The organism is Streptomyces sp. NPDC107454 (assembly GCF_055582885.1).
The window spans coordinates 470307-497148 of sequence record NZ_JBVJPA010000005.1; the positions used below are offsets into that span (position 1 = coordinate 470307).

Below are 26842 nucleotides of genomic sequence, written 5' to 3' on the forward strand. Positions count from 1 at the left end.
AAACCGTTCGACAGGTCCGGCTCCCCCCGATGAGGATCCGCGCTGTGACAGACAACGCTGCAAGAGACAACGCCGAGCGGGCCGCCCGCGTCCTGCCCGCCGGCCCGAAGGCAGTGCGATTCGTCGAGGTGACGAGCGCGGCCATGACCGCCCTGCTGGACTCCGACCTCGAGCGGGCCGGTGCCGAGGTGGAGGCCGAACTCACCGAGTACTTCCTCAGCGACAGCGCGCGCTGGCTCTGGCGCTACCGGCTGAACCAGCTGGCCGCGCGCCCCGAGTGTGCGGGATGGCTGTCCAAGGTCGTGATCGCCGAACCGGAGGGTACGGTCGTCGGCTACGCCGGGTTCCACGGGCCGCCGGACGAGACGGGCATGGTGGAGATCGGCTACTCCGTGGACCCCGCCCACCGCCGCCAGGGCTACGCCCGGGCGATCCTGGCCGCGTTGATGCGCCGGGCCGCCACCGACGCCCGGGTCCGGACCCTGCGCGTGACGATCAGCCCCGAGAACGCCGCGTCCCTGGCCACGATCGCCGGGTTCGGCTTCACGGAGGTCGGCGAACAGTGGGACGAGGAGGACGGCCTCGAAACCATCTTCGAGATCCCCGCCTCCGAGATATCCGCCTCCTAGACACCGCTCAGGGTGCGCGCGCCCCCGCCGCTCGTAGGAGTTCTCCGGCTTCCGCACCCCCGCTGCCCCTACCCGTCCCATCCCAGGGGGCTGCGCCCCCAGCCCCCACCGGCCCGCGGCCGAGGGACCACCGAACTGTGCCGGCGGGTCCGTTACAGCGGGGGCTGGGCCGGGGCCGGGCCCAGGGTGGTGGTGCCGGGGGCCGTGCGGTGGCCGAGGCCCGTGCGGTAGGCGTCGAGGGCCGCTTCCACCCGGCCCGTGCGGCGCAACAGGTCCCCGAGGAGGCGGCACAGGTCCGCGAGATCCCCCGCCGCCCCCGCCCGCTCCAGAAGACTCAGCGCCCGCACGTAGTGCTCCTCGGCGGACTCCGTGTCCCGGGCGTCCTCGGCGATGATGCCGAGCAGGCGGTGCGCGCCGGCCGAGTGCACGGCGCCGCGCTCGGGACTGAGGTCACCGAGCACCTCGTGGAGGAGGATGGCGGCCTCGGCCGACTTCCCCCGCCGGTGCAGTACGTCCGCGAGCTCCACATTGACCTGGCTCGTGTACAGCGCGGCGCGCTTCGCGGAGAGCATCACCTGCGCCTCCCGCAACTCGCCCTCCGCCCGCTCCAGTTCACCGTTCTGGGCGTACAAGTAGCCGCGCATCCAGTGACAGTTGGCGAGCTCGGTACGGATCTGGAGCTGCCGGTAGAGCTCGGAGGCCTTGGCGAGGGAGGCGTCCGCCTCGGCGACCCGGCCCTCGGCGATCATCGTGCGGGCGACGGAGCGGTGCATCCGGGCGACGAGGGCCGGATCGCCCACCTGGGGCGCCAGGGCGAGCGCGAACTCCGCCGCCTGTGCGGCCCGCGCGTGGGCGCCCATGTCCATGTACGGGGCGATGACACCCGTGTAGAGAAGCAGCAGCGCGTCCGGGTCGTGCATTCCCGTGCGGTTGAGCTCGTCGAGGGTGGACTCGAACAGATAGCAGGCGTAGCGGAGTTCACCGGCGAGGTAGTGGGACACGGCCCGGCCGCGCAGGGCGGGCACCCGGTTGGGGAGGGGCGCGTCGCCGAGGCGCTGTTCCGAGGCCTCGAAACGTTCCCGCGCGGTCTCCAGGTTCCCGGTCTCCAGGGCGCATTCGCCGAGCCCGAGCAGCGCCGCGGCCTGCTCGGTGACAAGCCCGTGCGCGTCCGCCTCCGCGAGGAGCGCGTCGTACTGCTCCGCCGCGACCTCCGCCTCGCCGGTGGCGAGCGTGCGCTGGGCGTCGGTGAGCCGCAGCCGCAGATCGGTGGCGAGATGGGCGGGGCGCCCGGTCGCGAGCTCCTCGTACGCCACCCCGAGCCGCTCGGCGATGTGCCGCAGCGCGGGCTCGGAGGCCCGCACCCGCCCGGCCTCCAGAGTGGAGATGTACGCGGGCGTGTAAGCCGGTTCCGCCAACTGTTTCTGCGTCAGCCCGCGTTCCGTACGCAACTGCTGAACCCTGCGCCCGATGACCTCCGGGCCGTCACGCTCCGCCATGGATTAAGCATGCCATTAACCCGACTTACACTCGGCCAAGTTTTGACTATTGTCCAACTCCCCTTGCGCCCCTTGCCCTTTGATGCTTCGAACCCCTACGTTAAGCGGCGGATTAAGCCTGCTTAATACGCCGCTGTTGTTGCGAGGTCGCCATGCTCCGACGTATTTCCGCGCGCTACTTCAGAGGATTCGGTGCGGCCGTCGTCGCCGTCGCCGCCCTGGTCCTGGCAGCGAACGCCGGCCCCGCCCGGGCGGCCGAAGCCACCACCCCGCACCTCCAGCACGTCACGGGCCACGCGCAGGCCCTTCGCTAGACCGGCCGCCGACGGGAACTCCCCCGTCCCGTCGGCGGCCTCTACGCTGGGCCCGTGATCTCGCCTGCCGCACGCATCGCACTGGACCTCACCGCCGACCTCCCGGTTCCCGATCTGGAGGACTTCTACCGCGACCTGCACCGGCACCCGGAGCTGTCGATGCGGGAACACCGGACGGCCGCCGCGCTCGCCGACCGGCTGCGCACGTCCGGGTTCGACACGGTCACCGGCGTCGGCGGCACCGGAGTCGTCGGCGTCCTGCACAACGGGCCCGGGCCGACCGTCCTGCTGCGCGCCGACATGGACGCGCTGCCGGTGCAGGAGGAGACCGGACTGCCGTACGCCTCCCGGGTGCCCGGCGTGATGCACGCCTGCGGGCACGATCTGCACGTCACCTGGCTGGCGGGCGCGGCCCGGGCGCTCGCCGCCGGACGCGACACCTGGTCCGGCACGCTCCTCGTGCTCGGGCAGCCCGCCGAGGAGACCGGCGAGGGCGCGTCGGGGATGGTCACCGACGGGCTGTACGAGAGGTTCCCGCGGCCGGACGTCCTGCTCGCCCAGCACGCGGCTCCCGGTCCCGCCGGGCTCTACGCCCACTCGCCCGGCCTGATCATGTCCGCCTCCACGGACGTGGACATCGTCGTGCACGGGCGGGGCGGGCACGGTTCGCGTCCGGAGTCGACCGTCGATCCGGTCGTCACCGCCGCGTACCTCGTGACCCGGCTGCAGACCGTCGTCAGCCGGGAGATCGCGGCGCGCGAGTCGGCCGTACTGACCGTGGGGCGGATCGAGGCGGGCACCCGGCACAACATCATCCCCGCCGAGGCCCGGATCGCCCTCAACATCCGTACGCAGTCGGACGAGGTCCGTGAGCGGATGATCGCGGCGATCCGGCGGATCGCGGCGGGCGAGTGCCTGGCCGCCGGCTGCCCGCGCGAGCCCGACGTCGTCGTCGGCAACAGCTTCCCGGTCACCGTCAACGACCCGGAGACCGACCGCCGGGTCGCGGCCGTGCACGGCGAGGTCTTCGGCGCCGGGACCATCCTCGACCCGGGCCCGGCGATGGGCAGCGAGGACTTCCCCCGGCTCGCGGAGGGGAAGATCCCGTACTCCTACTGGTTCGTGACCAGCACCCCGGCGAAGGTGTGGGACGCGGCCCCGGGGGACGACCTCATGGAGAAGTTCGCTGCCGTGCCCAGCAATCACAGCCCGCAGTTCGCGCCCGACCTGGCGACGCTGGCTCCGGGAGTGCGGACGCTGGTGTCGGCGGCGCTCGCGTATCTCGTCAGCCCGGAGGAGCCTTCCTGACAAGGGGGTGCGGGGGCGCTGGACGGCGTGCCGGAGCGCGGGGAGCAGGATCGTCCGGGCGTACTTGGGGCGCCCGTGGTCGTCGCGCGGCATGCGGTCGGCGCTCTCGCCGGAGGGTGAGGCCGACGGGAAGACCGCTTCGTATCAACTCCCGTGCTTTGTCGGCCTGTTGGGACGACCCGGCCAGCGCCAGGTCCTGGCCGCCGAACACCGCATCGCTGTCGCTCGCCCTTTCGCTCACCGTCATGGCACCGGAGTTGACGCCGGGGGAGGCTCTCGACAGGGGCGGAACGGCATGCCCACGCATTCCAGGGACCCCTGCGCCTCCTGTTGTCAGTGGCATGACTTAACCTTTGCCCACTCGCCACATACGGCTCACAGGTTCCGCACGGATCGCAGGTCATACACGGCTGGCGGTCCTGCCCGGCCAGGACATCACCCGACCCGTATCCGTGGCGCCCACACTTCGTTCCGGGGGGTTCGAATCAGCGTGCGTATGCGCACTCTTCCCGCCGCCACAGCGCTGGCGGTCCTCTTCAGCTCCGCGGTGCTCGCCGCCGCACCGGTGGCGTCCGCCGACACCACCAGGCCCATCGCGGTCTCGGACGCGGACGACACGGTCGTCGACGGCGTCCATCAGCGGCTCTACTTCAGCGACCGCTACCAGAACCGGATCGTCGTCACCGACAACACCGGCAAGGTCGTCACCACGCTCACCGGCCTGCCCCAGGTCCGGGACCTCGAACTGAGCCCGGACTCCGGCACGCTGTACGCGGCGGTCCAGGGGGCCGACAAGATCGTCGCCTTCGACACGGCGACGCTCACCCAGACCGCCGAGTACCCCACCGGCGAGAAGACCATCCCCTCCCGGCTCGCCTACGCCGACGGCAAGCTGTGGTTCGGCTACGGCGACCAGTGGGAGTCCGGGCTCGGCGAGGTCGACCTGACCACCGGGACGCCCACGGTGACCCTCGACCTGGCGGCCGGCCACGACTTCTCCAGCCCGCCCGAGCTCTACGCCGACCCCGACAACCCGGGCACGCTGCTCGCGCTCGACGCACACATCAGCTCCGCGCCGATCGTCGTCTACGACATCTCCTCCGGCACCCCGGTGATCCGCGTCTCCGCCGAGAAGGGCGGCTTCTACCGCGACGCGGCGCTCACCCCGGACGGCCAGAACGTCGTCGTGGCCGGGCCCGGGACCCGGGCGCTCACCGAGTACCGGCTCTCCGACCTGGAGCAGGTACGTACCTACCCCGTGCGCGACGAACCGGAGACGGTCAGCGTCGCTCCGGACGGCACGGTCGCGGCGACCGTCCTCGACACCGACAACCTCGGCGACACGTACGTCTTCAGCGGCGGCTCCGACAAGCCCGCCAGCGTCCGCAACCTGTCGTCCAGCTGGATGCCGTGGTTCGGGCACTCGATGAACTGGTCGGCCGACGGCGGGAAGCTGTTCGTGCTGACCGGGTCCAACGAGTCCACCGAGTTCCACGCCGTCGACGAGCCCCGCAAGTACGCCGGCACCCTGACGGTCGACGCGCCCGCCACCGCCACCCGGGCCAAGTCCCTCACCGTCAGCGGCAAGCTCACCTCCGGTCTGGCGCTGCCCGCCGGGACCCCGCTGACCGTCACACGCACCGACATGGAGTCGCCGGGCGGCAAGTCGCTCGGCACCAAGACCCTCGGCTCCGGCGGGACGTTCTCCTTCAAGGACACCCCGCCGGCCGGCGGCAAGGTGAAGTACACGGTGAAGTACGCGGGCGACGCCACCCACACCGCGGCGTCCGCCTCGGACACGGTGGAGGTCTCGCGCGCCACCCCGACGCTGACCCTGAACAACGATCGCAAGGTGTACGCGTACGGCACCGACGTGAAGTTCACGGCGCACCTGGGGTCGACGTACAAGAACCGCACGGTCGAGATCTGGTCCGACCCGTTCGGCGCCGACAAGCCCAACAAGCTGGTGAAGTCCGGCAAGGTGAACTCCTCGGGCAACCTCACCGTGACGCTCGACCTCACGCGCGACGCGAAGGTCACCGCGAAGTTCGCGGGCGACTCGCGCTACAGGTCGAAGTCCGTGAGCAGCACGGTCGGCGCCAAGGTGAAGGTGTCCACGGCGATCAGCGGCCAGTACAAGAAGAAGTCGGTGTACGGCCACACGTACTACTACTTCCACAAGTCCAGGAACCCGCAGTTCACCACGACGATGACGGCGTATCCGAACCGTCAGCAGCGGCTGGAGATGGAGCTCTACTACCAGGGCACCTGGTACGACGCGGGCACCAAGTACTTCAAGCTGAGCTCCACCGGCGTGTCCAGGGTGCAGCTCGGCGGCACCCATGAGACGGGCTACCGGATGCGCGTGCGCTCCTCGTACTACAACGGCACGTCGGGCGACAACGTGAACTCGACGACGCACGGCGACTGGAAGTACTTCATCTTCACCAGCTGATCCACCAGTTGATTCATCGGCTGAGCCGAGACCTCGGCGCCGTGCCCCGGAAGGCGGCGCCGAGTGTCACACCCGCGCCTGGAGCCTGCTGAGGTGCCGCTGTACGTGGTCGAGGGCGCCCCGTCGACGTCCTGGCACCCGCAGCCTCAACTCGGCCAGCGCGGAGCCGAGTTCGACGGCGCGTGCGAAGTCGCCGATCTGTCCCCACTGGTGGTGGGCCCGGTCCACCGCCGACTCGACGGCCGGGGCGTCCGCGGGCTGGCCCGCGTCCAGCCGGTGTCCGGCGATCGCCAGCCAGGTGCGGCAGCTGCCGACCGGGTCGCCCGCGAGCATCGCCAGGTCCGCGCGGACCTCCGCCCAGTGCAGGGCCTGTTCGGAGGCGACGCCCCAGGTGCGGGCCGCCTCCTGCTCCCAGCGCGCGGCCAGTGCCGCGGCCTCGTCGTGCCGGCCCGCCTGCGCGGCGGCGGTGATCGCGGCGTGCGGGTCCGGGACCACGGGTATCCGCGCGGGAGCCGCCAGCACGATCCCCGGCGGCCCGCTCTCGGCCTCGATCCGGGCCAGCGACTGCTGGTGCAGCAGCGGGAGTTCGGGCCGCCGGCCGCTGCGCAGGATCGTGGCGAGGGCCTTCATGTACGCCGGTGACGCCACCGTGCGCCGGGGCGGCGGCGGGGCGACGCGCCCGTACAGGCCGACCCCCGTGCCCGCGGTGAGGGGGCTCGTCGCGAGGTACTCCCAGGTCTCCGCGTCGGCGTGCAGGTCGACCAGGAGCTCGGTGGTGCCCGGCGCGCGCAGCCGGAGCTCCTCGGTGATCCAGTGCCAGGGGAAGGCCGTGTAGCGGACGGTCGAGGGGGTGGTGCGGGCCAGCGCGAGGTGCGGCAGGCGCTGGCGGCGGTCCAGTTGGAGCTGTCCCGTCACGAACATCGTCAGCGGGCCGGGAGCCGTGGCGGCCGCGCGCAGCCGGGTCAGCACGGCCTGCGGCTCCAAGGGGTCGGCCAGTTCCACCACGTTCGCGGTGTCCGTGCCGGACAGCACCGCGGGGGACACCGCCGCGAGCACGGGGAGCACGGACGCCGCGTCCACCAGACACCCCTTGCCCACCGGTGAGGCCGCGAGGAGCAGCACGGTTCCGGGCATGGTTCCTTCCCTCCCCATCGATCACGTACGCCAGCACCGTAGCCGCTGCGCCTGCGAAGGGGGGACGGCAGCCGGGCAAACGCCCGCCTATGGCTGGGTTGTGCCCCCGCCCCTGCCCTCCGGGACCACGTTCGGTGACACCACCGGCCTGGGGTCCTCCTGTCGTCGTACCGCGAAGATCGTGGTGTCGTCGGCCAGCCGCCCGCCGCAGTGCCGCAGTGTGCCGTCGCGGACGAGTTCGACGAGGTGCTGCGGCTCGACGGTGCGCGGGTCCTCGGTCAGGGCGATCGTCACCCGGTCGAGGAGCGGGAAGAACGCTCCGTCGGCGTCGCGGGCCTCGGTCACCCCGTCCGTGACGAGGAGCAGGGTCTCGCCGGGGACCAGTACGGCGGTCAGGACGAGCGGCTGGTCGGAGGTCAGCTCGGCGAGACCCAGCGGGAGTCCGTGGCCCGGCGGCAGGGTGCGTACGCCGTCGGGCGCGACCACGAGGGGCGGCTCGTGGCCGAAGTTGACGAACTCGACGGTGTCCCGGGTGTCGTCGGGGAATCCCACCAGGACGGCGGTGGCGAAGCGGTCACCGTCGTCGCGGCCGACCGCCGTGCGGTAGCCGACGTGCCGCACCATCCGCACCTCCAGACGGTCGGCGATCGTCCGCAGGAGGGGTTCGTGGTACGCCGCCTCGCGGAACGTGCCGAGCAGCGCGGACGCCGACTCCACCGCGCCCAGCCCCTTGCCCTGCACGTCGCCGAGGAGCAGCCGGGTGCCGCAGGGGCCCGGCTGGATGTCGTAGAAGTCCCCGCCGACCCTGGCCTCGCTGTCGGCGGTGAGGTACACGGCCGCGTGGTCGAGGCCGCCCCAGCCCGGCGGCAACGGGCGCAGCACCGCCCGCCGGGTGGTCTCGGCGACGTCCATCATGTGCAGCATGCGCCGCTCGCCGCGCACCCGGACCGCACAGGCCAGGACCGCGAGGACGCCGCCCACGCAGACGAGGATGAAGTCGGGCAGGCCGTTCTGGTACTGGTGCTCCCAGGACGCGTCCACCTCGACGTAGGTGACGACCGCCAGGCAGGCGAAGACCGCCGTGGTCCACACCCCGCAGATCGCCGCCGCGATGCCGGGGACGAGGACGATCCAGGAGATGATCCGGAACTCGCCGGAGGTGTTCCAGTCGGCCAGTCCGATGGCGATGAGCAGGAGCAGCGGCGGCACCCAGGCGACGTTGTGGCGGCGCAGCCGCAGCATCTTCTGCCGCTGGACGGAGTCGTATCGCTGCTCCGGGGGCACCGGGCCGAGCAGCGGCGACAGGTCTCGGATGCGTCGCAGGGCGCCCACGTCGCCGTACCATCCGTTCCTCGTCAGTACGCCACCGACATCCGGGCGCGCGGGTGGGCGGGCGTCTCCAGCTCGTCGACGAGGGCGATGGCGTAGTCCTCGGCGCTGATCCTGCTGTTGCCGTGATCGTCGGTGAGCAGCCGGTCACCGCCCAGGCGGAAGGCGCCGGTGCGGGCGCCGGGGGCGATGTCGGCGGCGGGCGAGATGTACGTCCAGTCGAGGTCGTCGACCGTGCGGTAGAAGTCGAGGGCGTCGCGGTGGGCGAGCGCCTCCGGCAGCACGGCCTCCGGGAAGCCGGGCTGGTCCGCGACCTGCTGTCCGGGCGCGACCTCCAGACTGCCCGCTCCGCCCACGATCACCAGCCGCCGCACCCCGGCCGCCCGGACGGCCTCCACCAGCGCCGTGTTCAATGCCAGAAACGGCCCCCGGGGATCCGTCCCGTCTCTCGGCGGCACGCAGGCCGAGACCACCACGTCCGCGCCCGCCACCAGCTCGGTCACCTTCGCCGTGTCCGATGCGTCCGCGGCGGTCGCCGTGACCCCGGGGACCGGTGACTGCCCGGAGCGGCTCACCGCCAGGACCTGGTGCCCGCGCGCCGATGCCTCCGTTGCGATACGGCTGCCGATCATTCCCGTGGCGCCGAAAAGTACGACCTTCATGGAGTTCAGCGAAACACGCGGCCAAAAGCCCCGCATCCCGACTTGCCAGCCACCCGGCCGGGGTGTGACCTGGAAGGCGGGGCGAGGAGAGAGGAGTGCTCCCATGACTCACGTGGCACCGGTCTCGAAGGCGTCAGGGGCACGACACGGAGCGGTGACAGGGCGTACGGCGGGAACGGCGGGCATCGCGGGTTCGACCTGGGCGGCGCGGACGCACCGCGCACCCGATGTCTTCGACGCGCGCACCCACGCCGTCGCGAAGTGGGCGGTGCCCGTCGCCGGCGGGCTGCTCTACGGGTACTGGGCGGCGGCCAACGTGCGTGACGCCGGATCGATCACGGGCTGGAACGTCCTGTTCGGGTTCGTGTGCGCGATCGCGTTCGCGGCCGCCTACATCGGCGTGCGCATGCTGGCGCCGGTGCTGAGGCGTGAACTGCACGCGCTGGTGTGGACCGCGTTCGCGGGCATCGCGTTCGGGTTCCTCTTCAGCACGACCGGTGAGTCCGTGCTGCGCTCCACGTTCATGGGGCTGGGGGCCTCGGTCATCGTGTTCGCGGCGAGCTTCTACCACTACTACACGCACGAGGACGCGGCGGGCCATCCGGTGAACTGACGCGGCGGCACGCCGAAGCGACGCCGCGGATGGCATGGTGCACGAGGCCCCGGCAGGCTGCCGGGGCCTCGTGCACCTCCCTCACTCACCTACCCCCTGGGACCAAGTCCCAGGAGTCTGGGGAAGAGCCGCTACAACCAGGTAACACCCGTTCGGGTGAGCTCTCCACCGGAGCGGCTTGTCGTTTGCACCCATATGGAGTCACACCGCTCGCGCTCTCCGCCCACGCGGCCTTGCCTGGTGAGGTGTCCCCTCGTGTGCGCAGCACCCTGTCGGCGGTCCTGATCGCCCTCGCCTGCCTGTTCACGCCGCTCGGCGCGCTGTCGACCTGGGCGGCGTACGGGATCGGCGACGACGAGCGCTACGCGGCCGCGATGGAGCCGCTCGCCGCCGACACGGACGTACGGGAGGCGATCGCCGCGGCCGTCACGACCGGGATCCTGCGCGAAGTCCATGTGCGGGCACCGCTCCAGGGGCCGGTGAACCACTTCGTACGGGACGCGGTGCGCTCGTTCACGCTGACACCGGCGTTCCACACGGCGTGGCAGGCGGCGAACCGGGCCGCGCACGAGGCGGTGATGCGGGCGCTGCGCAGTGACCGGGAGGAGGCCGTGACGATCGATCTCGCCCCGGTCGCCGAACAGGTCAGGAGCCAACTCGCCGACGCGCACGTGCCGTTGTCGAACCGTATCCACGTCGAGCACACCGAGATCACGGTGTTGCCCTCGGAGGATCTGGCCGAGCTCCGGAAGGGGTTCCACGTGCTTGAAGTCGCCGGATTCTGGCTGCCCGTCTCGGCGGCCGTCCTCGCCGTGACGGGCATCCTCGTCGCGGTGTGCCGCAGACAGGCGGTGCTGGCCACCGGGCTCGGCACGGCGCTGGGCGCCGCGCTGCTCGGCGTCGCGGTCGCCGTCGGCCGCCGGCTCACCCTCGCCGACCTGCCGCCCGATGTGTCCCCCACGGCGGTGGGCGCGGTCTACGACGCCCTCACCGACACCCTGCGCCTGGTCTCCTGGGCGCTGCTCGTCCTCGGCCTCACGGTGGCGCTGACCGCCCTGCTCACGGCCGCGTACGCGCGACGTCGGCGAGCGTCCCAAGAGCCCGGGCCAGCTCCGGCGGAGCCACCGACGCAAGTCCGAGCCTGACGGCGTCCGAAGCGCCCGCCGCGGCGGCCGGGGCGGCGGCGAAGGCCGAGCCCGGGGTCACCGCGATCCCGCGCGCCGCTGCCGCCGCCGTGAACGTGTCCGCCCGCCACGGCGCGGGCAGCTCCCACCAGACCTGGTACGCCCGCGGATCGGCCCGCACACGGAACCCGGCGAGGTGCTCGGCGACCAGCCCCTGCCGCAGCTCCGCGTCCGCCCGCTTGGCGGTGACCAGCCGGTCGACCGTGCCGTCCACCAGCCAGCGCACCGCGGCCTCCAGCGCGAACCGTCCCGCGCCCCAGGCACCGGAGCGCAGCGCCGCCGCCACGTCCTCGACCCGGTCCTCGGGCGCGACGAGGAAGCCGACGGTGAGGCCGGGCGCGACCCGCTTGGAGAGGCCGTCGACGAGGTAGGTGCGCTCGGGGGCGTGGGCGGCGAGCGGGTCCCGGCCGATGTGGAGGAAGGACCAGATGCGGTCCTCGACGAGCGGGAGGTCCAGGTCGCGTGCGGTGTCGGCCAGTTGCCGGCGGCGCGCGTCCCCCATCGTCACGCCGGTCGGATTGTGCAGGGTGGGCTGCACGTACACGGCGGACAGGGGCGCCGAGCGGTGGGCCGCGGTGACCGCCTCGGGCCGCAGCCCTTCGTCGTCCATGGCCAGCGGGACCAGGGTGACGCCGAGCCGCGTCGCGATCTCCTTGACCAGGGGGTACGTCAGCGCCTCGACGCCGACCCGGCCGCCCGGCCGGACGAGGGAGGCGAACGCGGCGGCGATGGCCTGACGGGCGTTGCCCGCGAAGGCCAGCCGGGACGGGGCCGGTCGCCAGCCCGGGGTGGCGAGGAGGGCGGCGACGGCCTCGCGGGCGGCGGGCGTACCGGTGGCGGGAGCGGTGCGCAGGGACTCGGTGAGGACGTCGGGGCGCAGCAGCGGGGCGAGGGCGGGCGTGAGCAGCTCCGACTGGCCCGGCACGGACGGGTAGTTGAGCTCCAGATTGACGAGTGGGGCCCGGGATTCGGGGGACGGCTCGGCGAGGGCGCGTCCCGAGGGGACCGGGGCGGCCCGGACGAAGGTGCCGCGCCCGACCTCGCCGACCACCAGTCCGCGCCGCACCAGTTCGGCGTAGACGCGTCCGGCCGTCGATCCGGCGATCCCGCACCGCCTGGCGAACGCCCGCTGCGGGGGCAGTCGTTCGCCGGGGCCGAGCCGTCCGGCGGCGATGTCGTCGGCGAGCCGGTCGGCGATGCGCCGATAGTCGTCCACCACGGGAGGTCCCCCTGTTCGCGTTCCGGATCGCGGCACCGGGTCGCACCGCCTGGATTGCACTGCCTCGACTGCACTGCCTCGACTGCACTGCCCGGAGCGCATCACCTGGATTGCACCGAGGGCAAAGATCCTATTGCACCGAGCAGTTGGCCGGACCTAGGGTCGTGACCATGGCACCCTTCCTCGCATACGAGGACAAAGGGGGCGCAGCCGATGCCACGGCGCTCCCTCTCGTCCTGATCCACGGCCACCCCTTCGACCACACGATGTGGACCCCCCAGATCGCCGCGTTCTCGTCGCGACGGCGAGTGATCGCCCCGGACCTGCGCGGCTACGGCGCGTCTCCCGTGGTCCCCGGCGTCACGCCCCTCGCCACCTTCGCCGAGGACATCGCGGCGCTGCTCGACCACCTCGGGGTGGACCGGTTCATCCTCGCCGGACTCTCCATGGGCGGCCAGATCGCGATGGAGTGCTACCGGCTGTTCCCGGAACGGATCCGGGGGCTGGTGCTGGCCGACACGTTCCCGTCGGCCGAGACCCCGGACGGCAGGAAGGCCCGCGCCGCGATGGCGGACCGCCTGCTGCACGAGGGCATGGCCGGCTACGCCGACGAGGTGCTGTACAAGATGGTCGCGCCGTACGCGGACGCCGAGGTCGCCGCGCACGTGCACCGCATGATGACCGCCACGCCGCCCGAGGGCGCGGCGGCGGCCCTGCGGGGACGGGCCGAGCGCCCCGACTACCGCGACCTGCTGACCCGCGTCGCCGTCCCGGCCCTCGTCGTCGTGGGCGCCGACGACGAGTACACCCCGGTCCCGGACGCGGAGGCGATGCACGCGGCGCTGCCGCACTCGACGCTCAGCGTGATCGCCTCGGCGGCCCATCTGCCGAACCTGGAGCGACCGGAGGAGTTCAACGGGGCGCTGGCGGACTTCCTGGACGGACTCGACGCCTGAGCAGACGCCCCGCCCGTCGGTGAGGGAGGATTCGGGCACCCCACGCGAACGAGCGGAAGGCAGGCCCGGATTTGGAGACTGCGGTGACTGCCCGGGCGGGTTCCGAGGACCGGGCGACGCGCTCCGGGGGCCGACCGGCGGCCTGGGCGGCCGGGCTGCTGCTGGCCGGGGTGAGCGTGGTGGTCGGATGCCGGGCCGCCGACAGCGACGGCATCACCCCCGTGCCCCAACTGCTCGCCTTCCTGCCCTGGCTCCTCGCGCCCACCGGCCTCGGACTCCTGCTCTCCCTGTTCGCCCGCCGGCGGACCGGCATGGTGTGGGGTGTGCTGGTGCTGGGCGCGCTCGCCTGGTACATCGAGCCCTACGGCAGGACCAGCGAGCCGACCGGGAGTCCGGTCGCCGAACTGCGGGTGATGACATCGAACGTGCAGTTCGGAAAGGGTGCCCACGCGCTCGTCGCCGCCGTCCGACGGCACCGGCCCGACATCGTGTTCGTGGAGGAGTGCGAGTACACGTGCTCCGCCACGCTCAAGAAGGCCTTCCAGGGCCAGGGGGGCGCCTATCCGTACCGCGTGTCCGTCGAGGGCGCCGGATCCGACGGCTCCGTGATCATCAGCCGGTTCCCGCTCGCGACGGCGGACGGCGTACGCGGGACGATGGGGATGCCGGGGGCCGTGGCCGACGTACAGGGGCACGCCGTACGGCTCCAGCTCGCGCACCCCATGCCGCCGCTGCCGGGGCAGGTCGGCCTGTGGCGGCACGAGCTCGGCGAGCTGCGCGACTACGCCGCCGGGGGCAAGGACAGCCCCACCATCCTCGCCGGGGACTTCAACGCCTCCCAGGACCACGCCGCGTTCCGCCGCATCCTCGACACCGGACTGCGCGACAGCGCCCGCCTGGCCGGCTCCCCGCGCACCCCCAGCTGGCCCGAGCGCACCGCCCCCACCCTCGGCGCCCAGATCGACCACGTCCTCGTCTCCCCGGACTTCTCCGCGAACGCGGCCACCTTCCTCGACATCGCCGGCAGCGACCATCGCGCGCTCGTCGTCGATATCACCCTTCACCAGCACAAATGAGCCCCGGGACCGGTGGGGCGATGCGGTCATAATGGGTCCATGCCCCGCCAGTTGCCCCGTGTTCTCACCCCTCCCGACTGGCTGGTCAGGAACCTCCGACCGCAGCAGGCCCCCATGCCCTGGGCCGCCGCCGCGCGCGCCGCGATCGCACTGGCCCTGCCGCTGGCGATCGGCCTCGCGGCGGGCGAACCCGCGTACGGCGCCCTCGCCTCCATGGGCGCCCTGTCCGGCGTCATCGGCGACACCGCGGACGCCTACCGCATGCGCATCTTCAACATCGCGGTCCCCCAGCTCTTCGGCGCGATCGGCGTCACCATCGGCTCGCTCGTCTTCGGGCACGGCTGGATCGCCGTCGGCGCGGTCACCGGCGTCGCGCTCGTCTCCGGGATGATCTCGACGATCGGCGCCGTGGCCTCCGTGTCCAGCCTGCTGCTCCTGCTCAACTGCTCCATCGGCGCCGGACTTCCGCTGCCGGGATCCTGGTGGCTCGCACCCGTGCTGATGTCCGGCGGCGGCCTCCTCGTACTGGCCCTGGCCCTGCTCGCCTGGCCGCTGCGCTCGGGCATCCCCGAACGGGCCGCCGTCGCCCACACCTACCGGACCGTCGCCGACCTGCTCGCCGCGACCGGCACCGAGCGGTACGCCGACATCCGCTTCGCCGTCACCCAGTCCCTCAACCAGTCCTACGACCTCGCCCTCGCCCGGCGCGCCTTCCACCACGGCCGCAACCCCGAACTCGCCCGGCTGCTCGCCCAGCTCAACGCCATCACGCCCGTCATCGAAGCCGCCCCGGCCGCCCACCAGTTCAACGAACCGCTGGCCCCCGAGCTCCCGGACGCCCTGCGTCACCTCGCCGACGCCGTCGAGACCGGCTACACCGGACCCATAGCGCTCGGCCTCCCGGTCCCCACCAACGAGACCGCGCGCGCCATCGACCACGCCCTGCGGCACACCGCCGACGTCGTCAGCGACCGGCCCGCCGGCAAGACGTCCCTCCGCAACGTCGACGACCGCCTCGGCAGTCCCTCCCCCAAGCTCTCGGCCCCGCTCGATCAGGGGGGACCACCGCCCCTGCGCGTCCGCGCGGCCCGCGCCTCCCGCAACGTCCTGCTGTCCGCCGCCTCCTGGCGCTACGGCCTGCGCCTCGCCCTGTGCATCGGCCTCGCCCAGGCCCTGGTCTCCCTCGTCACGGTGCCACGCTCGTACTGGGTCGCCCTCACCATCACCTTCGTCATGAAGCCCGACTTCGGATCGGTCTTCTCCCGGGCACTGCTGCGTGCGCTCGGCACGGTGGCCGGACTCGTCGTCGCGGCCGTCGTCCTCGCCCTGGTGCCGCTCGGCTGGTGGGACGTGCCGGTCATGTTCGTCCTCGGCCCGCTCATCCCGGCCCTCGGCCGACGCGGCTACGGCTACCAGACCGCCGCCGTCACCCCGGTGATCCTCCTCCTCTCCGACGTCCTCAACCATCTGGGCACCGCCCTGCTCGTACCACGCCTGGCCGACTCCCTCATCGGCTGCGCGATCGCCCTCGTCGCCGGCTATCTGCTGTGGCCGGAGAGCTGGCACACCCGGGTCGGCGACCGCCTCGCGGACGCGGTCGCGGACACCGCCCGCTATGTGGAGTACGCCTTCGGGGCGGACGTCGACCCCGCCGCCCGCGCCCGGATGCGCCGCCGCCTCTACCGCGACCTGTCCGCCATCCGCACGGAGTTCCAGCGCGCCCTGACCGAACCGCCGCCCAACGGCCGGCGCGCCGCCGCCTGGCTGCCGCTCGTCGTCGCGGTCGAGCGGATCGTGGACGCGACCACGGCCGCCGGGGTACGGATCCGGCACGGCGCCCAGCGCCCCTCCCCGGCCGAGATCTCCCACGTCGCCCTGCAACTGCGGGAGTTGTCGGACGGCCTTCGCGAGACCGACACCCTCGTCGCGGTCCGTACGAATCTCACGGGGCCGGCCGGCAGTGTGCTGGAGCCGCTGCGCCAGGAGGTCGCGGCGGCCCGCGCCATCGCCTCACCGCACTGACCGGTCCCCGCACAGGGGGTGCGGGCCGCCCGTGCAGGGGACGGCCCGCACCTGTGGGGGGTGGGGACTGGCTGTTACGGGTTCGGCCGGCTAGCGGGCGTTGGTCTTGCCCAGGGCCTTGTCCAGCGCCTGCGCGAGACCGTTGGCCCAGAGCTGGTTGACGCGCGAGCGCTCGGTCGCGTTGGGGATCGCGTTGGTGCAGGACGGGCCGGGGCCGCCGCCCGACATCAGCTCGCTGCACGGACCGGAGTAGTGGTCGGGCAGACCGAGCACATGGCCGGTCTCGTGCGCCGTGATGCGGATCGGGTCGTACTGCTCGCTCTGCGCGTAGTCGAGGAAGACGTACCCGCTGCCGTGGCCGTCCGTGGAGGCATAGGAGCCACGCGAGTCGTTGCCCTCGCGGTAGGTGAAGTCGGCGCTCGACGCCGAACCCGACTGAAGCTTGACGTTCGAGACCGCGCTGTTCCATATCTGGGTGCTGCGGGCTATCTCCGCGCTGAAGGACGGCGCGCGGGAGGCGTTGTAGACCACCGTGACGGCCGCGGCGCTGCTCGGGTTCGCGGCGCGCTTCTCGGCGACGGATCTGATGACCGCCTGGAAGAACGCCTGGTTCGCCGTGGCCTCCGCGGCCGATCCGGAGTAACCGGCATACGGGGCCGACGCGGAGACGGGAGCGGGGGCCGGGGCCGCCGTCGCCGGGACCACGCCGAACGTGGCGGCCGTGAGGCCCAACCCGACCGCGGCCGAGAGCATGGGCAGGGAGAGTCGCATGATGACTCCTTGTGTGGGGGGTGAAGTCGTCATCGGTGAGTGTCGATGCCTGTGCGTCCGCTGTGATGATGGCAATCGGCGATAGGGCAGCCCTATCGGGGCGAGCTGCCCGCACCGTCCCGGTGCGTCCAACTAGCCTGCCTTGCAAGGGGTTTGTGCGTCTGGTGCAACCCACGCCCGCGACTTAGGCTCCGACGGCATGGAGCTTGAGGTCCGGCATCTCCGCGCGCTGTGCGCCATCGCCGACACCGGCAGCCTGCACCGCGCCGCGCGCCTGCTCGGCGTTGCCCAGCCCTCGCTGAGCACCCAGCTGCGGCGGATCGAACAGGAGCTGGGCGGGGAGCTGTTCACCCGTGAACGTACCGGCTGCCGTCCCACCCCGCTCGGCCGGGTCGTGCTCGGGCGGGCACGCCCGCTGGTGGCCGAAATGCGGTCCCTGGTCGCGGAGGCCCGCGCCGCCGCCGCGGACGACCCCCAACTGCGCATCGGCTCCACCGCGAGCCGTGCCCTCGCGGGCTGGCTGCGCCGACTGCGCGAACGCCGCCATGAACCGGTCCTCCAGATGGACGTGTCCGCGAACGCCCTGCTCAACCTGGTCACCGAGGGCCGGCTCGACGTGGCGTTCGTGCACGAGGTCGAGGGCTGCCCGCTGCGCATCCCCAGCGGGCTGCGGCTGCGTGTCCTGGTCGAGCGCGAGCCCCAGTTCGTGTCCCTGCCGAACGACCACCCGGCCGCCGCACACTCCGTCGTACGCCTCTCCGACCTGGCCGAGGACCGCTGGATGATCGACCCGACGGTCGACGGCGAGTGGGACGCGGTGCACCGGATGCTGCGCTCGGCCGGGCTCAACCCCCGCGTCCTGCACGGCGATTACCACACGACGGCGTCCCTGGTGGCGACCGGTGAGGTCATCACGGTCTGCCAGCCGACCCGCCAGTCCGGCCCCGAGACGGTCGTCCGCAGACTGTACGGCGACCCCCTCGGCGTACGCCTGCTGCTCGCGGCCCGCACCGAGGCCGAGCTGGACGGCGTCTATCCGGACCTGGCGGAGGCGTACCGGGAGACGGCACAGCAGTCCCCGGCATACCGGGAGTGGCTGGAACGCAGCGGTGTGGACAACCCCGTCCCAGCCCTCCCCTAAGGCCCGTCAAGACCCGTACGCGGCTTTCGCGACGACTCCCGCGACGACCTCCCGCGGCCTCAGACCCCGATGTCGCAGCCGTCCGTGCGCCACACCGAGACGACCGCCGGGCGCACGATCTTCCCGGGTCCGTCGGGCCAGTTGCTCGCCGGCTTCTCCACCGACGCGCCGTCGATCTCGCCCGGGTGCTGGACCGCGACGAGCACCCGCCGGTCCTGGATGATCGGCCCGCAGGTCTCCGCGCCGGTCGGCACGGTCAGGAACTGCTTCAGCTCACCGCGCCGCTCGCCCTTCGTCGCCACGCCCAGCAGGCCGTCGTGCGAGCCGAGCTGGTTGCCGTCCGTGGAGATCCACAGGTTGCCGTGCGGGTCGAAGGCCACGTTGTCCGGGCAGGAGATCGGGCTGACCTTGTCCTTCGGGAAGCCCGCGAAGTAGGTGGCGGGGTCGGCCGGGTCGCCGGCGACGAGGAACAGCGACCAGCCGAAGGTGGTCGCCTCCGCGCGGCCCCGGCGCTCGGTGAGCTCCAGGATGTGCCCGTGCTTGTTGGCGTTGCGCGGATTGGCCTCGTCGGCGCCCGCGGACCCGGCCTTTCCACGGTTGGTGTTGTTGGTCAGAACGACATAGACCTTGCCGGTGTGCGGGGAGGGCTGGATGTCCTCGGGCCGGTCCATCTTGGTGGCGCCGACCTTGTCACCGGCGAGCCGCGTGAAGACGAGGACCTCCTCGGCCGTCATCCCGTCCACGTGCGAGACGGCTCCGCGGGCGGTCGCGGTGGCCAGCGGAATCCACTCACCGCTGCCGTCGAACTCCCCGTCCGCCGGAAGCTTCCCGCTCCCGTCGATGTCGGCGGCGGGGGAGTCGCCGGTCAGCCGGGCCACGTAGAGCGTCCCCTCGTCGAGGAGGGAGAGGTTGTGCTCCCGGACGGAGCGCGAGGAACCGTGCCGCATCCGCTTGCTGCCGACGAACTTGTAGAAGTAGTCGAAACGCTCGTCGTCGCCGGTGTAGACGACGGGCCGCCCGTCGTCCGTCAGCCGCACGGTCGCGGCCTCGTGCTTGAAGCGGCCCAGCGCGGTGTGCTTGCGGGGCGTGGAGGAAGGGTCGTACGGGTCGAACTCGACGACGTATCCGAAGCGGTGCGACTCGTTGGGCTCCTGCGCCACGTCGAACCGCTTGTCGAACCGCTCCCACTTGCGCTCGGTCGCGCCCGTGCCGAGCCCGTACCGCTTGTCGGTGTCACGGCTCGCGCCCGCAAAGTACTGGTTGAAGTTCTCCTCGCCGTGCAGCGTGGTGCCCCAGGGGGTGGTGCCGCCGGAGCAGTTGTTGAGCGTGCCGAGCACCTTGCGGCCGGTCGGGTCCGCGGAGGTCTTGAGCAGGTCGGACCCGGCGGCGGGGCCGGTGAGCCGGAACTCGGTGGTGGCGGTGACCCGACGGTTGAGCGCGTGCCGGGTGACGGCGGTGAGCCTGCCGGTCCTGCGGTCCTCCTCGACCACGACGGCGGACAGACCGTGGGCGGCCCACGCCACCTCGACCTGCTCACGGGTGGGGTTCGCGGGGTCGTACCCGCGGAACATCAGCACCTCGTCGGTGTACTCGTGGTTCGCCACGAGCAGCTGCCGTCCGCGCTCACCGGGCAGCGGGAGGAGAGCGAGGAAGTCGTTGTTGTAACCGAACTGGCCGGCCTGGGCCTTGGCGGTCTGGTGCTCCGGGTCGAAGGCGGGAGCGCCGCGCAGGATGGGCTCACCCCAACGGATGACGACATTCTGGCCATACCCACCGGGGACGGTGACGGCGTCGGCGGTGTTCGGCGGGACGGGGCTGAACCGGAGCCCGCGCGCGGCCTTGTCGGCCGTGTGTCCGGTACGGGCCGCGGCACTCCCTTCCACTCCCTGCGCGGCCTGCGCGGCCTGCGCGTCCTGGGCACCGGTGCCGACGACCGCCGCACCCGTCGCCGTGGCGACCGTGACGACGGCCGCGGCCCGCATCATCGAACGGCGGCCGATCGCACCGGCGATGACATCACCGACGTACGCGTTGTCGCTGGTGTTGGGCACCTCGTGGAAGCAGGCGTCCCCACAGCGGAACCGACAGGTCAGGGCGGATCGCCCACCGGGATGCGAACCGGGCGTTCCGATCAACGGCAGCAGTCTGCGCACTTTACTCTCCCCTTGCGAACCCTTGGTGTGAGCGTGACGCTAGGGGGGTGCGGGTGCAAGCACCCTGCGGCCGGGTGAACAGAGCGTGAACCTCCCGCTCTCGCAGGGGTCTTGATAACGCTCTTGACACCGCTACCTGTCGGTACCCGACCCTGCCCAAGATCGCCGGAGACGGCCGCTAACCTTACGTGTCCGTCCTGGCCAGGGATTGACGGCTTCAACTCATGCGAAGGGTTGCGCACATGGGCATTCTCACTCTCCTGCGGAACGCGTTCGGCCGCTCACGCAAGGGGCGTGACGCCGACGCGGAGACCTCGCCGACGGAGGCTACGGCCCCCACGGTCCCGGCCCCGGCCACCGAGCCGGAGCCCACGCCGGCTCCCGCTCAGGAGGCCGAGCCGAAGATCCCCGCACCTTCGTCGGAGCCGTCCGTGGTGGACGAGCTGGTGTCGGCGGCCTTCGACAACGTCACGGTCCCCAAGCCGGCGGCGCCGGTACTGGAGGAGAAGACGACGGAGGAGACGGAGGAGGAGAAGGAGCCGACTGCGACTGCTGCTTCCACTTCTACTTCTACTTCGGCTTCCGCTTCCGCTTCCGCTTCGATTCCGGCTCCGGCTCCGGATCCCGAGCCGGTGATCGCCGCCGAGCCCGAGCCCGAGGCCGAGGTCGCGGCGGAGCCCGAGGCCGAGCCGGTGGCCGAGGTCGAGGCCGAGGCCGAGGTTCCGGCCGAGCCTGAGGTTCCGGCCGAGCCTGAGGTCGCGGCCGAGCCTGAGGTCGCGGCCGAGGCCGAGGTTCTGGTCGAGCCTGAGGTCGCGGCGGAGCCCGAGGCCGAGCCTGAGGCCGAGGTCGAGGTTCCGGCCGAGCCTGAGGCCGAGGCGGAGCCCGAGGTCGAGGCCGAGGTTCTGGTCGAGCCTGAGGTCGAGGTCGAGGTTCTGGTCGAGCCTGAGGTCGAGGTCGAGGTTCTGGTCGAGCCTGAGGTCGAGGTCGAGGCGCCCGCGTCCGAGCCGGAGCCCGTGGTCGAATCGGAGCCGGTCGCCGAAACCCCCGAGGTGTCCGCCCCGGAGCCCGAGCCCGTGGCCGAGGAGCTCTCCGAGTCCGAGCCGGAACCCGTCGCCGAAGAAGCCCCCGCGCCCGCCGCCGAGGAGACCCCGGAACCGGTCGCCGCCGAGGCCTCCGAGCCCGTGGCCGAAGAGGCTCCCGCGCCCGCCGCGGAGGAGACCTCGGAGCCGGTCGCCGAGGAAACCCCCGCCCCGGTCACCGCTGAGATCACCCCCGCCGAACCGGTCGCGGTACCGACCACGGAAGCGGTCACCGAACCGACTGCGGAACCGGTCGCGGAACCGGTCTCCGAACCGGTCGCGGCCTCGGTGGACGAGCCGACGTCCGACTCCGTGGACGTGCCGACGGCCGACCCCGTGGACGAGCCGGCGCACGACTCGGCGAACGAGCCGGTCGCCGCCGACGGCGATCAGCCCCCGGCGGGGCCACCCGCAGTCGACGACGAGAGTGTCACGGGTGGTGCGGGCGGGGAAGACGACGTGGCCGAAGGCGAAGCCGAGGCCGGGACGACCGGCACCCCGGCCACCCCCCTCACCCACGTGAAGACCCACGCCCCCGACCTCGCCACCGCCTACCAGGAAGCAGGAACGGCCCTCGCGAAGAGGGACCTCACCGGCACCCGGGCCAAGGTCTACCTCGTCCTCGACCGCTCCGCGTCCATGCGCCCGTACTACAAGGACGGCTCCGCCCAGGCCCTCGGCGAGCAGGCCCTCGCCCTCGCCGCCCACCTCGACCCCGAGGCCAAGGTCCAGGTCGTCTTCTTCTCCACCGAACTGGACGGCACCGGCGAGCTCACCCTCTCCGAGCACGAGAACAAGATCGACGACCTCCACGCCGGCCTCGGCCGCATGGGCCGTACGAGCTACCACATCGCGGTGGAAGAAGTCGTCACGCACCACCAGAAGTCCGGCACCACCGACCCGGCCCTGGTGATCTTCCAGACGGACGGCGCCCCGGACGCCAAGACCCCCGCCACCCAGTCCCTCACGGACGCGGCGAAGGACCACCCCACCGTGTTCTTCTCGTTCGTCGCGTTCGGTGAGCACGACAACAAGGCCTTCGACTACCTCCGCAAGCTGAAGACCGACAACACGGCCTTCTTCCACGCGGGCCCGACCCCGCGCGAGCTGACCGACGCGGAGGTCTATGAGGGCGTGCTGGAGAACTGGCGCCCGTAGCACCCATAGGCCCAGCAAGAACAACCGGAGGCCGCCCGTTTCCCACCCCTTGAAAAGGGAAACGGGCGGCCCACCCATGTCGGCTACGATTTCAAGGTTCGCAAGACGACCGACGGTACGACCAGCACCGGCGATCGTCACCCCACGTAACGACACGTAACGACTTGGGAGCAGCCGCGATGGCTCGACACCTCATCACCAGCGCCCTTCCGTACATCAACGGGATCAAGCACCTGGGCAACATGGTGGGGTCCATGCTCCCGGCGGACGTGTACTCCCGGTACCTCCGCCAGCGCGGCCACGACGTCCTCTACATCTGCGCGACGGACGAGCACGGCACCCCGGCCGAGCTGGCGGCCAAGGAGCAGGGTCTGCCGGTCGACGAGTTCTGCGCACAGGCGCACGACGCGCAGAAGGCGGTGTACGACGGCTTCGAGCTGGCCTTCGACTACTTCGGCCGCAGCTCCAGCCCGCGGAACCGCGAGATCACCCAGCACTTCGCGCGCCGCCTGAACGAGAACGGCTTCATCGAGGAGCGCGCGATCCGCCAGGTGTACTCCCCGACGGACGGCCGCTTCCTCCCGGACCGCTATGTGGAGGGCACCTGCCCCCACTGCGGCTACGACAAGGCCCGCGGCGACCAGTGCGAGAACTGCACGCGCGTCCTCGACCCCACGGACCTGATCAACCCGCGTTCGGCGATCTCCGGCTCGACGGACCTGGAGGTCCGCGAGACCAAGCACCTCTTCCTCCTCCAGTCGAAGCTCCAGAGCGAGGTCTCGGAGTGGGTGGCGCGTCACGAGCACGAGTGGCCGCAGCTCGCCTCCTCCATCGCCCGCAAGTGGCTGACGGAGGGCCTGCACGACCGGGCGATCACCCGTGACCTGGACTGGGGCGTCCCGGTCCCGGCCGACACCTGGCCGGAGCTGGCGGCGGAGGGCAAGGTCTTCTACGTCTGGTTCGACGCGCCGATCGAGTACATCGGGGCGACGAAGGAGTGGGCGGACCAGGATCCGGAGAACCGCGACTGGAAGTCCTGGTGGTACGAGGCGGACTCCGGCGAGAACCCGGTCCGCTACACGGAGTTCATGGCGAAGGACAACGTCCCCTTCCACACCGTCATGTTCCCGGCCACCGAGCTGGGCGTGCGCGAACCGTGGAAGAAGGTCGACTACGTCAAGGCCTTCAACTGGCTGACGTACTACGGCGGGAAGTTCTCCACGTCCCAGAAGCGTGGCGTCTTCACCGACCACGCGCTGGACATCCTGCCCGCGGACTACTGGCGTTACTTCCTGATCGCCAACGCCCCCGAGTCGGACGACTCGTCCTTCACCTGGGAGCACTTCACCGCCACGGTGAACAAGGACCTGGCCGACACCCTCGGCAACTTCGTCAACCGCGTCCTGTCCTTCTCCAAGAAGCGCTTCGGCGAGGAGGTCCCGGCGGGCACCGAGGCGGGCGAGGCGGAGGCGAAGCTCGGCGAGGAGATCGCGGGCCTGCTGGCCGAGTACGAGACCCAGATGGAGGCCCTCCAGTTCCGCAAGGCCGCGGCGGCGCTGCGCGCCCTGTGGTCGGCGGGCAACTCCTACCTGGAGGAGAAGGCCCCCTGGCTGGAGATCAAGACCGACCCCGACGGCGCGGCCCTGACCCTGCGCACGGCGATGAACCTGATCCACCTCTACTCGGTGGTCTCGGAGCCCTTCATCCCCGCGTCCTCCCGCGCGATGCGCTCGGCGTTCGCGCTGACGGACGACACGGCGGCGTGGGTTTCGGCGGACGAGGCGAGGTCCCTGTCCTCCGTCCCCGCGGGCACCCCCTTCACGGTTCCCCCGGTCCTGTTCGCCAAGATCACGGACGAGGACCTGGAGTCGTACAAGGAGCGCTTCGGCGGCGCACCGGAGTAGTGACGGCGTAGAGCGGGGCCCGGCACCGAAAAGGTGCCGGGCCCCGCTCTTTCCCCGCCCGCCGCACCCCTGTCCCCTCCCCCTTCGTATCCCCCTTCGTATCCCCCTCCGTCTCACTCCTCGGCCGGAAACCGACCCCGCTGGTGACATGCTCTTGACCACCCGTATGGTTTCGCCATGGCAGTCCCTCCGGTCGTCCCGATCGCCTACGAGCCGAAGTCCCGCACCGAGAGCATCGGTCGCTACGCGGACGGCCAGTTCCTGGCGTCGATCACCTATGCCTTCCCCGAGGGCTACCGTCCCGACGATGGCTGGGAACAGCACAAACGCCTCTACACGGTGTTGCACACCTTCGACGCCGAGGGCCGCTACCGCGACTCGGAGATCTGGTGCGCGGGCACCTGGGCCGAACAGCAACTGGCGCCGGACGGACCGGACTCGGTGCTCTCCCGGGCCAGGGCCCATCTGGCGAAACTCCTGCGGAGCCTGCCTCGCCGCTCCTACACGGACATCGCGGTCCGTCCCTTCCAACGCACCGTCGACGGCGTCCTGTTCGGCCTGGTGATCAGGGAGGACGAGGAGGAGGCCTGGGCCGAGCTCTACCCGGACCGTCTCGCGTTCGCCGAGCCGTGGGACGGCCAGTACGACACCTGAGCCGCGCGGCAGCGTCCGAGGACCGGGCGCCCGGAGCCTTCCGGCCCCGGGCGCCCTTGCCGTCCCCTACGAGGTCAGGACCGCACCGGTGGTGGTGGCCAGCTCGGTCGGCAGGTTCTTCGCGGAGGACTGGATCCCGGCGTTCAGGGTCGGCGTCCAGTTCACCGTCGTCTTCAGCTTCTTCGAGTTCGCGGCGTTGTAGGCGGCGACGAGGTCGGTCGAGGTGCCGTTGACGAGGTTGCCGCCGCCCGCGATCGAGCCGGTGCCGTCGCCACTGAGCAGCTTGGAGATCTTCCCGCCCGTCGGGACCTTCCAGTAGTTGTCCTCGGCGACGACCTGGGCCTTGGCGCGGGAGTTGATGCTGTAGAGGGGCGCGTACCCGTTGACGGTCGTGGTGTCGAAGTAGTTGTTGTAGATGTGCACCTGCCCGATCCGGGTCAGAGGAGCCCGCTGGACGATCCCCTTCCACACGTTGTGGTGGATGGAGACGCGCAGCTTGCCGACGCTGTCGGTGTCGCTGCTGCCGATCAGCATGGTCTTGTCGTGGTTGGTGAACTGGTTGCGCTCGACGGTCACCAGGTCCGAGCCCTTGGTGATGTCGAGGTCACCGTCGTGGATCTGGTACTCGCGGCCGTAGTACTTCGGGTTGGCGCTGTCGAAGTGCGACGCGTCGGTGAAAGTGTTGTGGTCGGCCCACACGTGCGTCGCCCCGCGCAGGGTGACGGCGTCGTACTGGGAGTTCCAGTTACCGCTGTCGCCGTCGGTCGGGTCCCACTGCGGGAAGCAGTCCTCGGTGGCGGAGAAGGTCAGATTGCGGATGATGACGTTGTCGACGCTCTGCACCTGCAGACTGCCACCGGTGATCCCGGCCTTGGTGCCCGGCACACCCACGACGGTGGTGTTGGCGGGCACCTTGAAGACGATGTTCTTCGCCTGCTTCTGCTGCGCGGCGTCGCGGGCCTTCTCCTGCGTGCCGGAGGGCAGCTTGGAGCGGCCGTAGGTGGCGGGGTCGTAGGCCTTCAGATAGGCGGCCAGTGAATATCCCGTACCGGCGGAGTAGTCGGCGCAGGTCAGCTTCTTGCCCGAGTCGTCGGTGTTGGCGTCGATGACACCCTTGACCTGAATGATCTTCGGGGTGGAATGGGAGCTGCTGCCCAGTGCCTTCACGAGCTGGGCGCGGGTGCTGACGGTGTAGACGTGCGAGGAGTCGGCCTGCGAGCCGCCGGTCGTCCCGGTTCCGGATGCCGCCCAGCCGTCCTTGGCGGGCAGCACCTGGTGCGCGAGGTCGACCGTACCCGCGTTCGCATTCATCACGAACGCGACGGCGCCGAGGCCCGCGGCCGTGACGGCGGCGGCGGAGACGATGACGGCGCGACGCTTGCGGAGGGACCTGCGGTGCGAGGGGGATGCCACGGATGAGTCCTTACGTGGTGGTGGAGCACGTGTCGTAGTGCGCGAAGCCCCGCTGAACGACGCTTCTGACTCATCAGTGGCCGCGGAAATCGGAAAGGTTGCCGGTCTTTTCTCAACTCGCCGGGCAATGCGAACCGACCGCGGCGGCGTAAACGTTTCGTCGACCCCCGAA

General features: G+C 71.5%; 21 protein-coding genes. 13 read left to right on the forward strand and 8 right to left on the reverse strand.

Annotated elements, in window-relative coordinates:
- Nucleotides 1-44 precede the first annotated feature (44 nt).
- Nucleotides 45-629 (forward strand): GNAT family N-acetyltransferase, encoded by a 585-nt coding sequence (locus ACZ69M_RS15110; protein WP_470049996.1) that lies wholly within the window; start codon nt 45-47, stop codon nt 627-629.
- A 152-nt stretch (nt 630-781) separates the two neighbouring features.
- Here ACZ69M_RS15110 and ACZ69M_RS15115 read toward each other — a convergent pair whose 3' ends face one another.
- The gene (locus tag ACZ69M_RS15115) at nt 782-2125 is read right to left on the reverse strand and encodes a helix-turn-helix domain-containing protein (protein WP_470049998.1); all 1344 of its coding nucleotides are present in this window, start codon (nt 2123-2125) and stop codon (nt 782-784) included.
- Nucleotides 2126-2277: 152 nt separating this feature from the next.
- On the opposite strand from ACZ69M_RS15115, the gene ACZ69M_RS15120 reads away from it, so the two are divergent.
- The 3 genes from ACZ69M_RS15120 (at nt 2278) to ACZ69M_RS15130 (ending at nt 6202) form a co-directional block, all read left to right on the forward strand.
- Nucleotides 2278-2439: a hypothetical protein gene (locus ACZ69M_RS15120; protein ID WP_470050000.1), complete on the forward strand. Its 162-nt coding sequence runs from the start codon at nt 2278-2280 to the stop codon at nt 2437-2439.
- A gap of 54 nt (nt 2440-2493) precedes the next feature.
- Nucleotides 2494-3747 carry an amidohydrolase gene (locus ACZ69M_RS15125; protein ID WP_470050002.1) on the forward strand — a complete coding sequence of 418 codons (1254 nt, stop codon included), beginning with the start codon at nt 2494-2496 and terminating at the stop codon, nt 3745-3747.
- A 496-nt stretch (nt 3748-4243) separates the two neighbouring features.
- On the forward strand, nt 4244-6202 hold the full coding sequence (locus tag ACZ69M_RS15130) for a YncE family protein (protein WP_470050003.1): 1959 nt from the start codon (nt 4244-4246) through the stop codon (nt 6200-6202).
- Nucleotides 6203-6268: 66 nt separating this feature from the next.
- Here the strand turns inward: ACZ69M_RS15130 and ACZ69M_RS15135 are convergent, their stop codons facing one another.
- The 3 genes from ACZ69M_RS15135 to ACZ69M_RS15145 form a co-directional block, all read right to left on the reverse strand.
- Nucleotides 6269-7336, reverse strand: coding sequence for a hypothetical protein (locus tag ACZ69M_RS15135; RefSeq protein WP_470050005.1), 1068 nt, complete (start codon nt 7334-7336; stop codon nt 6269-6271).
- 87 nt (nt 7337-7423) lie between these two features.
- Nucleotides 7424-8578 (reverse strand): PP2C family protein-serine/threonine phosphatase, encoded by a 1155-nt coding sequence (locus ACZ69M_RS15140; RefSeq protein ID WP_470050174.1) that lies wholly within the window; start codon nt 8576-8578, stop codon nt 7424-7426.
- A gap of 113 nt (nt 8579-8691) precedes the next feature.
- Complete coding sequence (locus ACZ69M_RS15145; RefSeq protein WP_470050007.1) at nt 8692-9327, reverse strand: NAD(P)-dependent oxidoreductase; 636 nt, start codon at nt 9325-9327, stop codon at nt 8692-8694.
- Between the two features lie 103 nt (nt 9328-9430).
- Here ACZ69M_RS15145 and ACZ69M_RS15150 point away from each other — a divergent pair, with 103 nt between their 5' ends.
- Nucleotides 9431-9940: a hypothetical protein gene (locus ACZ69M_RS15150; RefSeq protein WP_470050008.1), complete on the forward strand. Its 510-nt coding sequence runs from the start codon at nt 9431-9433 to the stop codon at nt 9938-9940.
- 245 nt (nt 9941-10185) lie between these two features.
- Complete coding sequence (locus ACZ69M_RS15155; RefSeq protein ID WP_470050009.1) at nt 10186-11085, forward strand: hypothetical protein; 900 nt, start codon at nt 10186-10188, stop codon at nt 11083-11085.
- On the opposite strand, the gene ACZ69M_RS15160 is transcribed toward ACZ69M_RS15155, so the two are convergent.
- Nucleotides 11000-12340 (reverse strand): aminotransferase-like domain-containing protein, encoded by a 1341-nt coding sequence (locus ACZ69M_RS15160; protein ID WP_470050176.1) that lies wholly within the window; start codon nt 12338-12340, stop codon nt 11000-11002. The genes ACZ69M_RS15155 and ACZ69M_RS15160 overlap by 86 nt on opposite strands.
- Nucleotides 12341-12513: 173 nt before the next feature.
- On the opposite strand from ACZ69M_RS15160, the gene ACZ69M_RS15165 reads away from it, so the two are divergent.
- From ACZ69M_RS15165 to ACZ69M_RS15175, 3 genes are all read left to right on the forward strand, one after another.
- A complete protein-coding gene (locus tag ACZ69M_RS15165) occupies nt 12514-13299 on the forward strand; it encodes an alpha/beta fold hydrolase (RefSeq protein ID WP_470050011.1) in 786 nt (261 codons plus the stop codon).
- Nucleotides 13300-13382: 83 nt separating this feature from the next.
- Nucleotides 13383-14375, forward strand: a complete 993-nt coding sequence (locus tag ACZ69M_RS15170; protein ID WP_470050013.1) for an endonuclease/exonuclease/phosphatase family protein — start codon at nt 13383-13385, stop codon at nt 14373-14375.
- A gap of 39 nt (nt 14376-14414) precedes the next feature.
- Nucleotides 14415-16397, forward strand: coding sequence for an FUSC family protein (locus tag ACZ69M_RS15175; protein WP_470050015.1), 1983 nt, complete (start codon nt 14415-14417; stop codon nt 16395-16397).
- 90 nt (nt 16398-16487) lie between these two features.
- Here ACZ69M_RS15175 and snpA read toward each other — a convergent pair whose 3' ends face one another.
- Nucleotides 16488-17168: a snapalysin gene (snpA, locus tag ACZ69M_RS15180; protein ID WP_470050016.1), complete on the reverse strand. Its 681-nt coding sequence runs from the start codon at nt 17166-17168 to the stop codon at nt 16488-16490.
- Nucleotides 17169-17367: 199 nt separating this feature from the next.
- Here snpA and ACZ69M_RS15185 point away from each other — a divergent pair, with 199 nt between their 5' ends.
- On the forward strand, nt 17368-18309 hold the full coding sequence (locus ACZ69M_RS15185) for a LysR family transcriptional regulator (RefSeq protein ID WP_470050018.1): 942 nt from the start codon (nt 17368-17370) through the stop codon (nt 18307-18309).
- Between the two features lie 59 nt (nt 18310-18368).
- Here the strand turns inward: ACZ69M_RS15185 and ACZ69M_RS15190 are convergent, their stop codons facing one another.
- Nucleotides 18369-20462 (reverse strand): PhoX family protein, encoded by a 2094-nt coding sequence (locus tag ACZ69M_RS15190; RefSeq protein WP_470050020.1) that lies wholly within the window; start codon nt 20460-20462, stop codon nt 18369-18371.
- 242 nt (nt 20463-20704) lie between these two features.
- On the opposite strand from ACZ69M_RS15190, the gene ACZ69M_RS15195 reads away from it, so the two are divergent.
- The 3 genes from ACZ69M_RS15195 to ACZ69M_RS15205 all read left to right on the forward strand — a co-directional run bounded on the left by ACZ69M_RS15195 (nt 20705) and on the right by ACZ69M_RS15205 (nt 25257).
- The gene (locus ACZ69M_RS15195; RefSeq protein WP_470050022.1) at nt 20705-22699 is read left to right on the forward strand and encodes a VWA domain-containing protein; all 1995 of its coding nucleotides are present in this window, start codon (nt 20705-20707) and stop codon (nt 22697-22699) included.
- A gap of 179 nt (nt 22700-22878) precedes the next feature.
- Nucleotides 22879-24603 carry a methionine--tRNA ligase gene (gene metG / locus ACZ69M_RS15200; protein WP_470050024.1) on the forward strand — a complete coding sequence of 575 codons (1725 nt, stop codon included), beginning with the start codon at nt 22879-22881 and terminating at the stop codon, nt 24601-24603.
- 177 nt (nt 24604-24780) lie between these two features.
- A complete protein-coding gene (locus tag ACZ69M_RS15205) occupies nt 24781-25257 on the forward strand; it encodes a hypothetical protein (protein WP_470050025.1) in 477 nt (158 codons plus the stop codon).
- A 66-nt stretch (nt 25258-25323) separates the two neighbouring features.
- On the opposite strand, the gene ACZ69M_RS15210 is transcribed toward ACZ69M_RS15205, so the two are convergent.
- Complete coding sequence (locus ACZ69M_RS15210) at nt 25324-26670, reverse strand: pectate lyase family protein (protein ID WP_470050027.1); 1347 nt, start codon at nt 26668-26670, stop codon at nt 25324-25326.
- Nucleotides 26671-26842 lie beyond the last annotated feature (172 nt).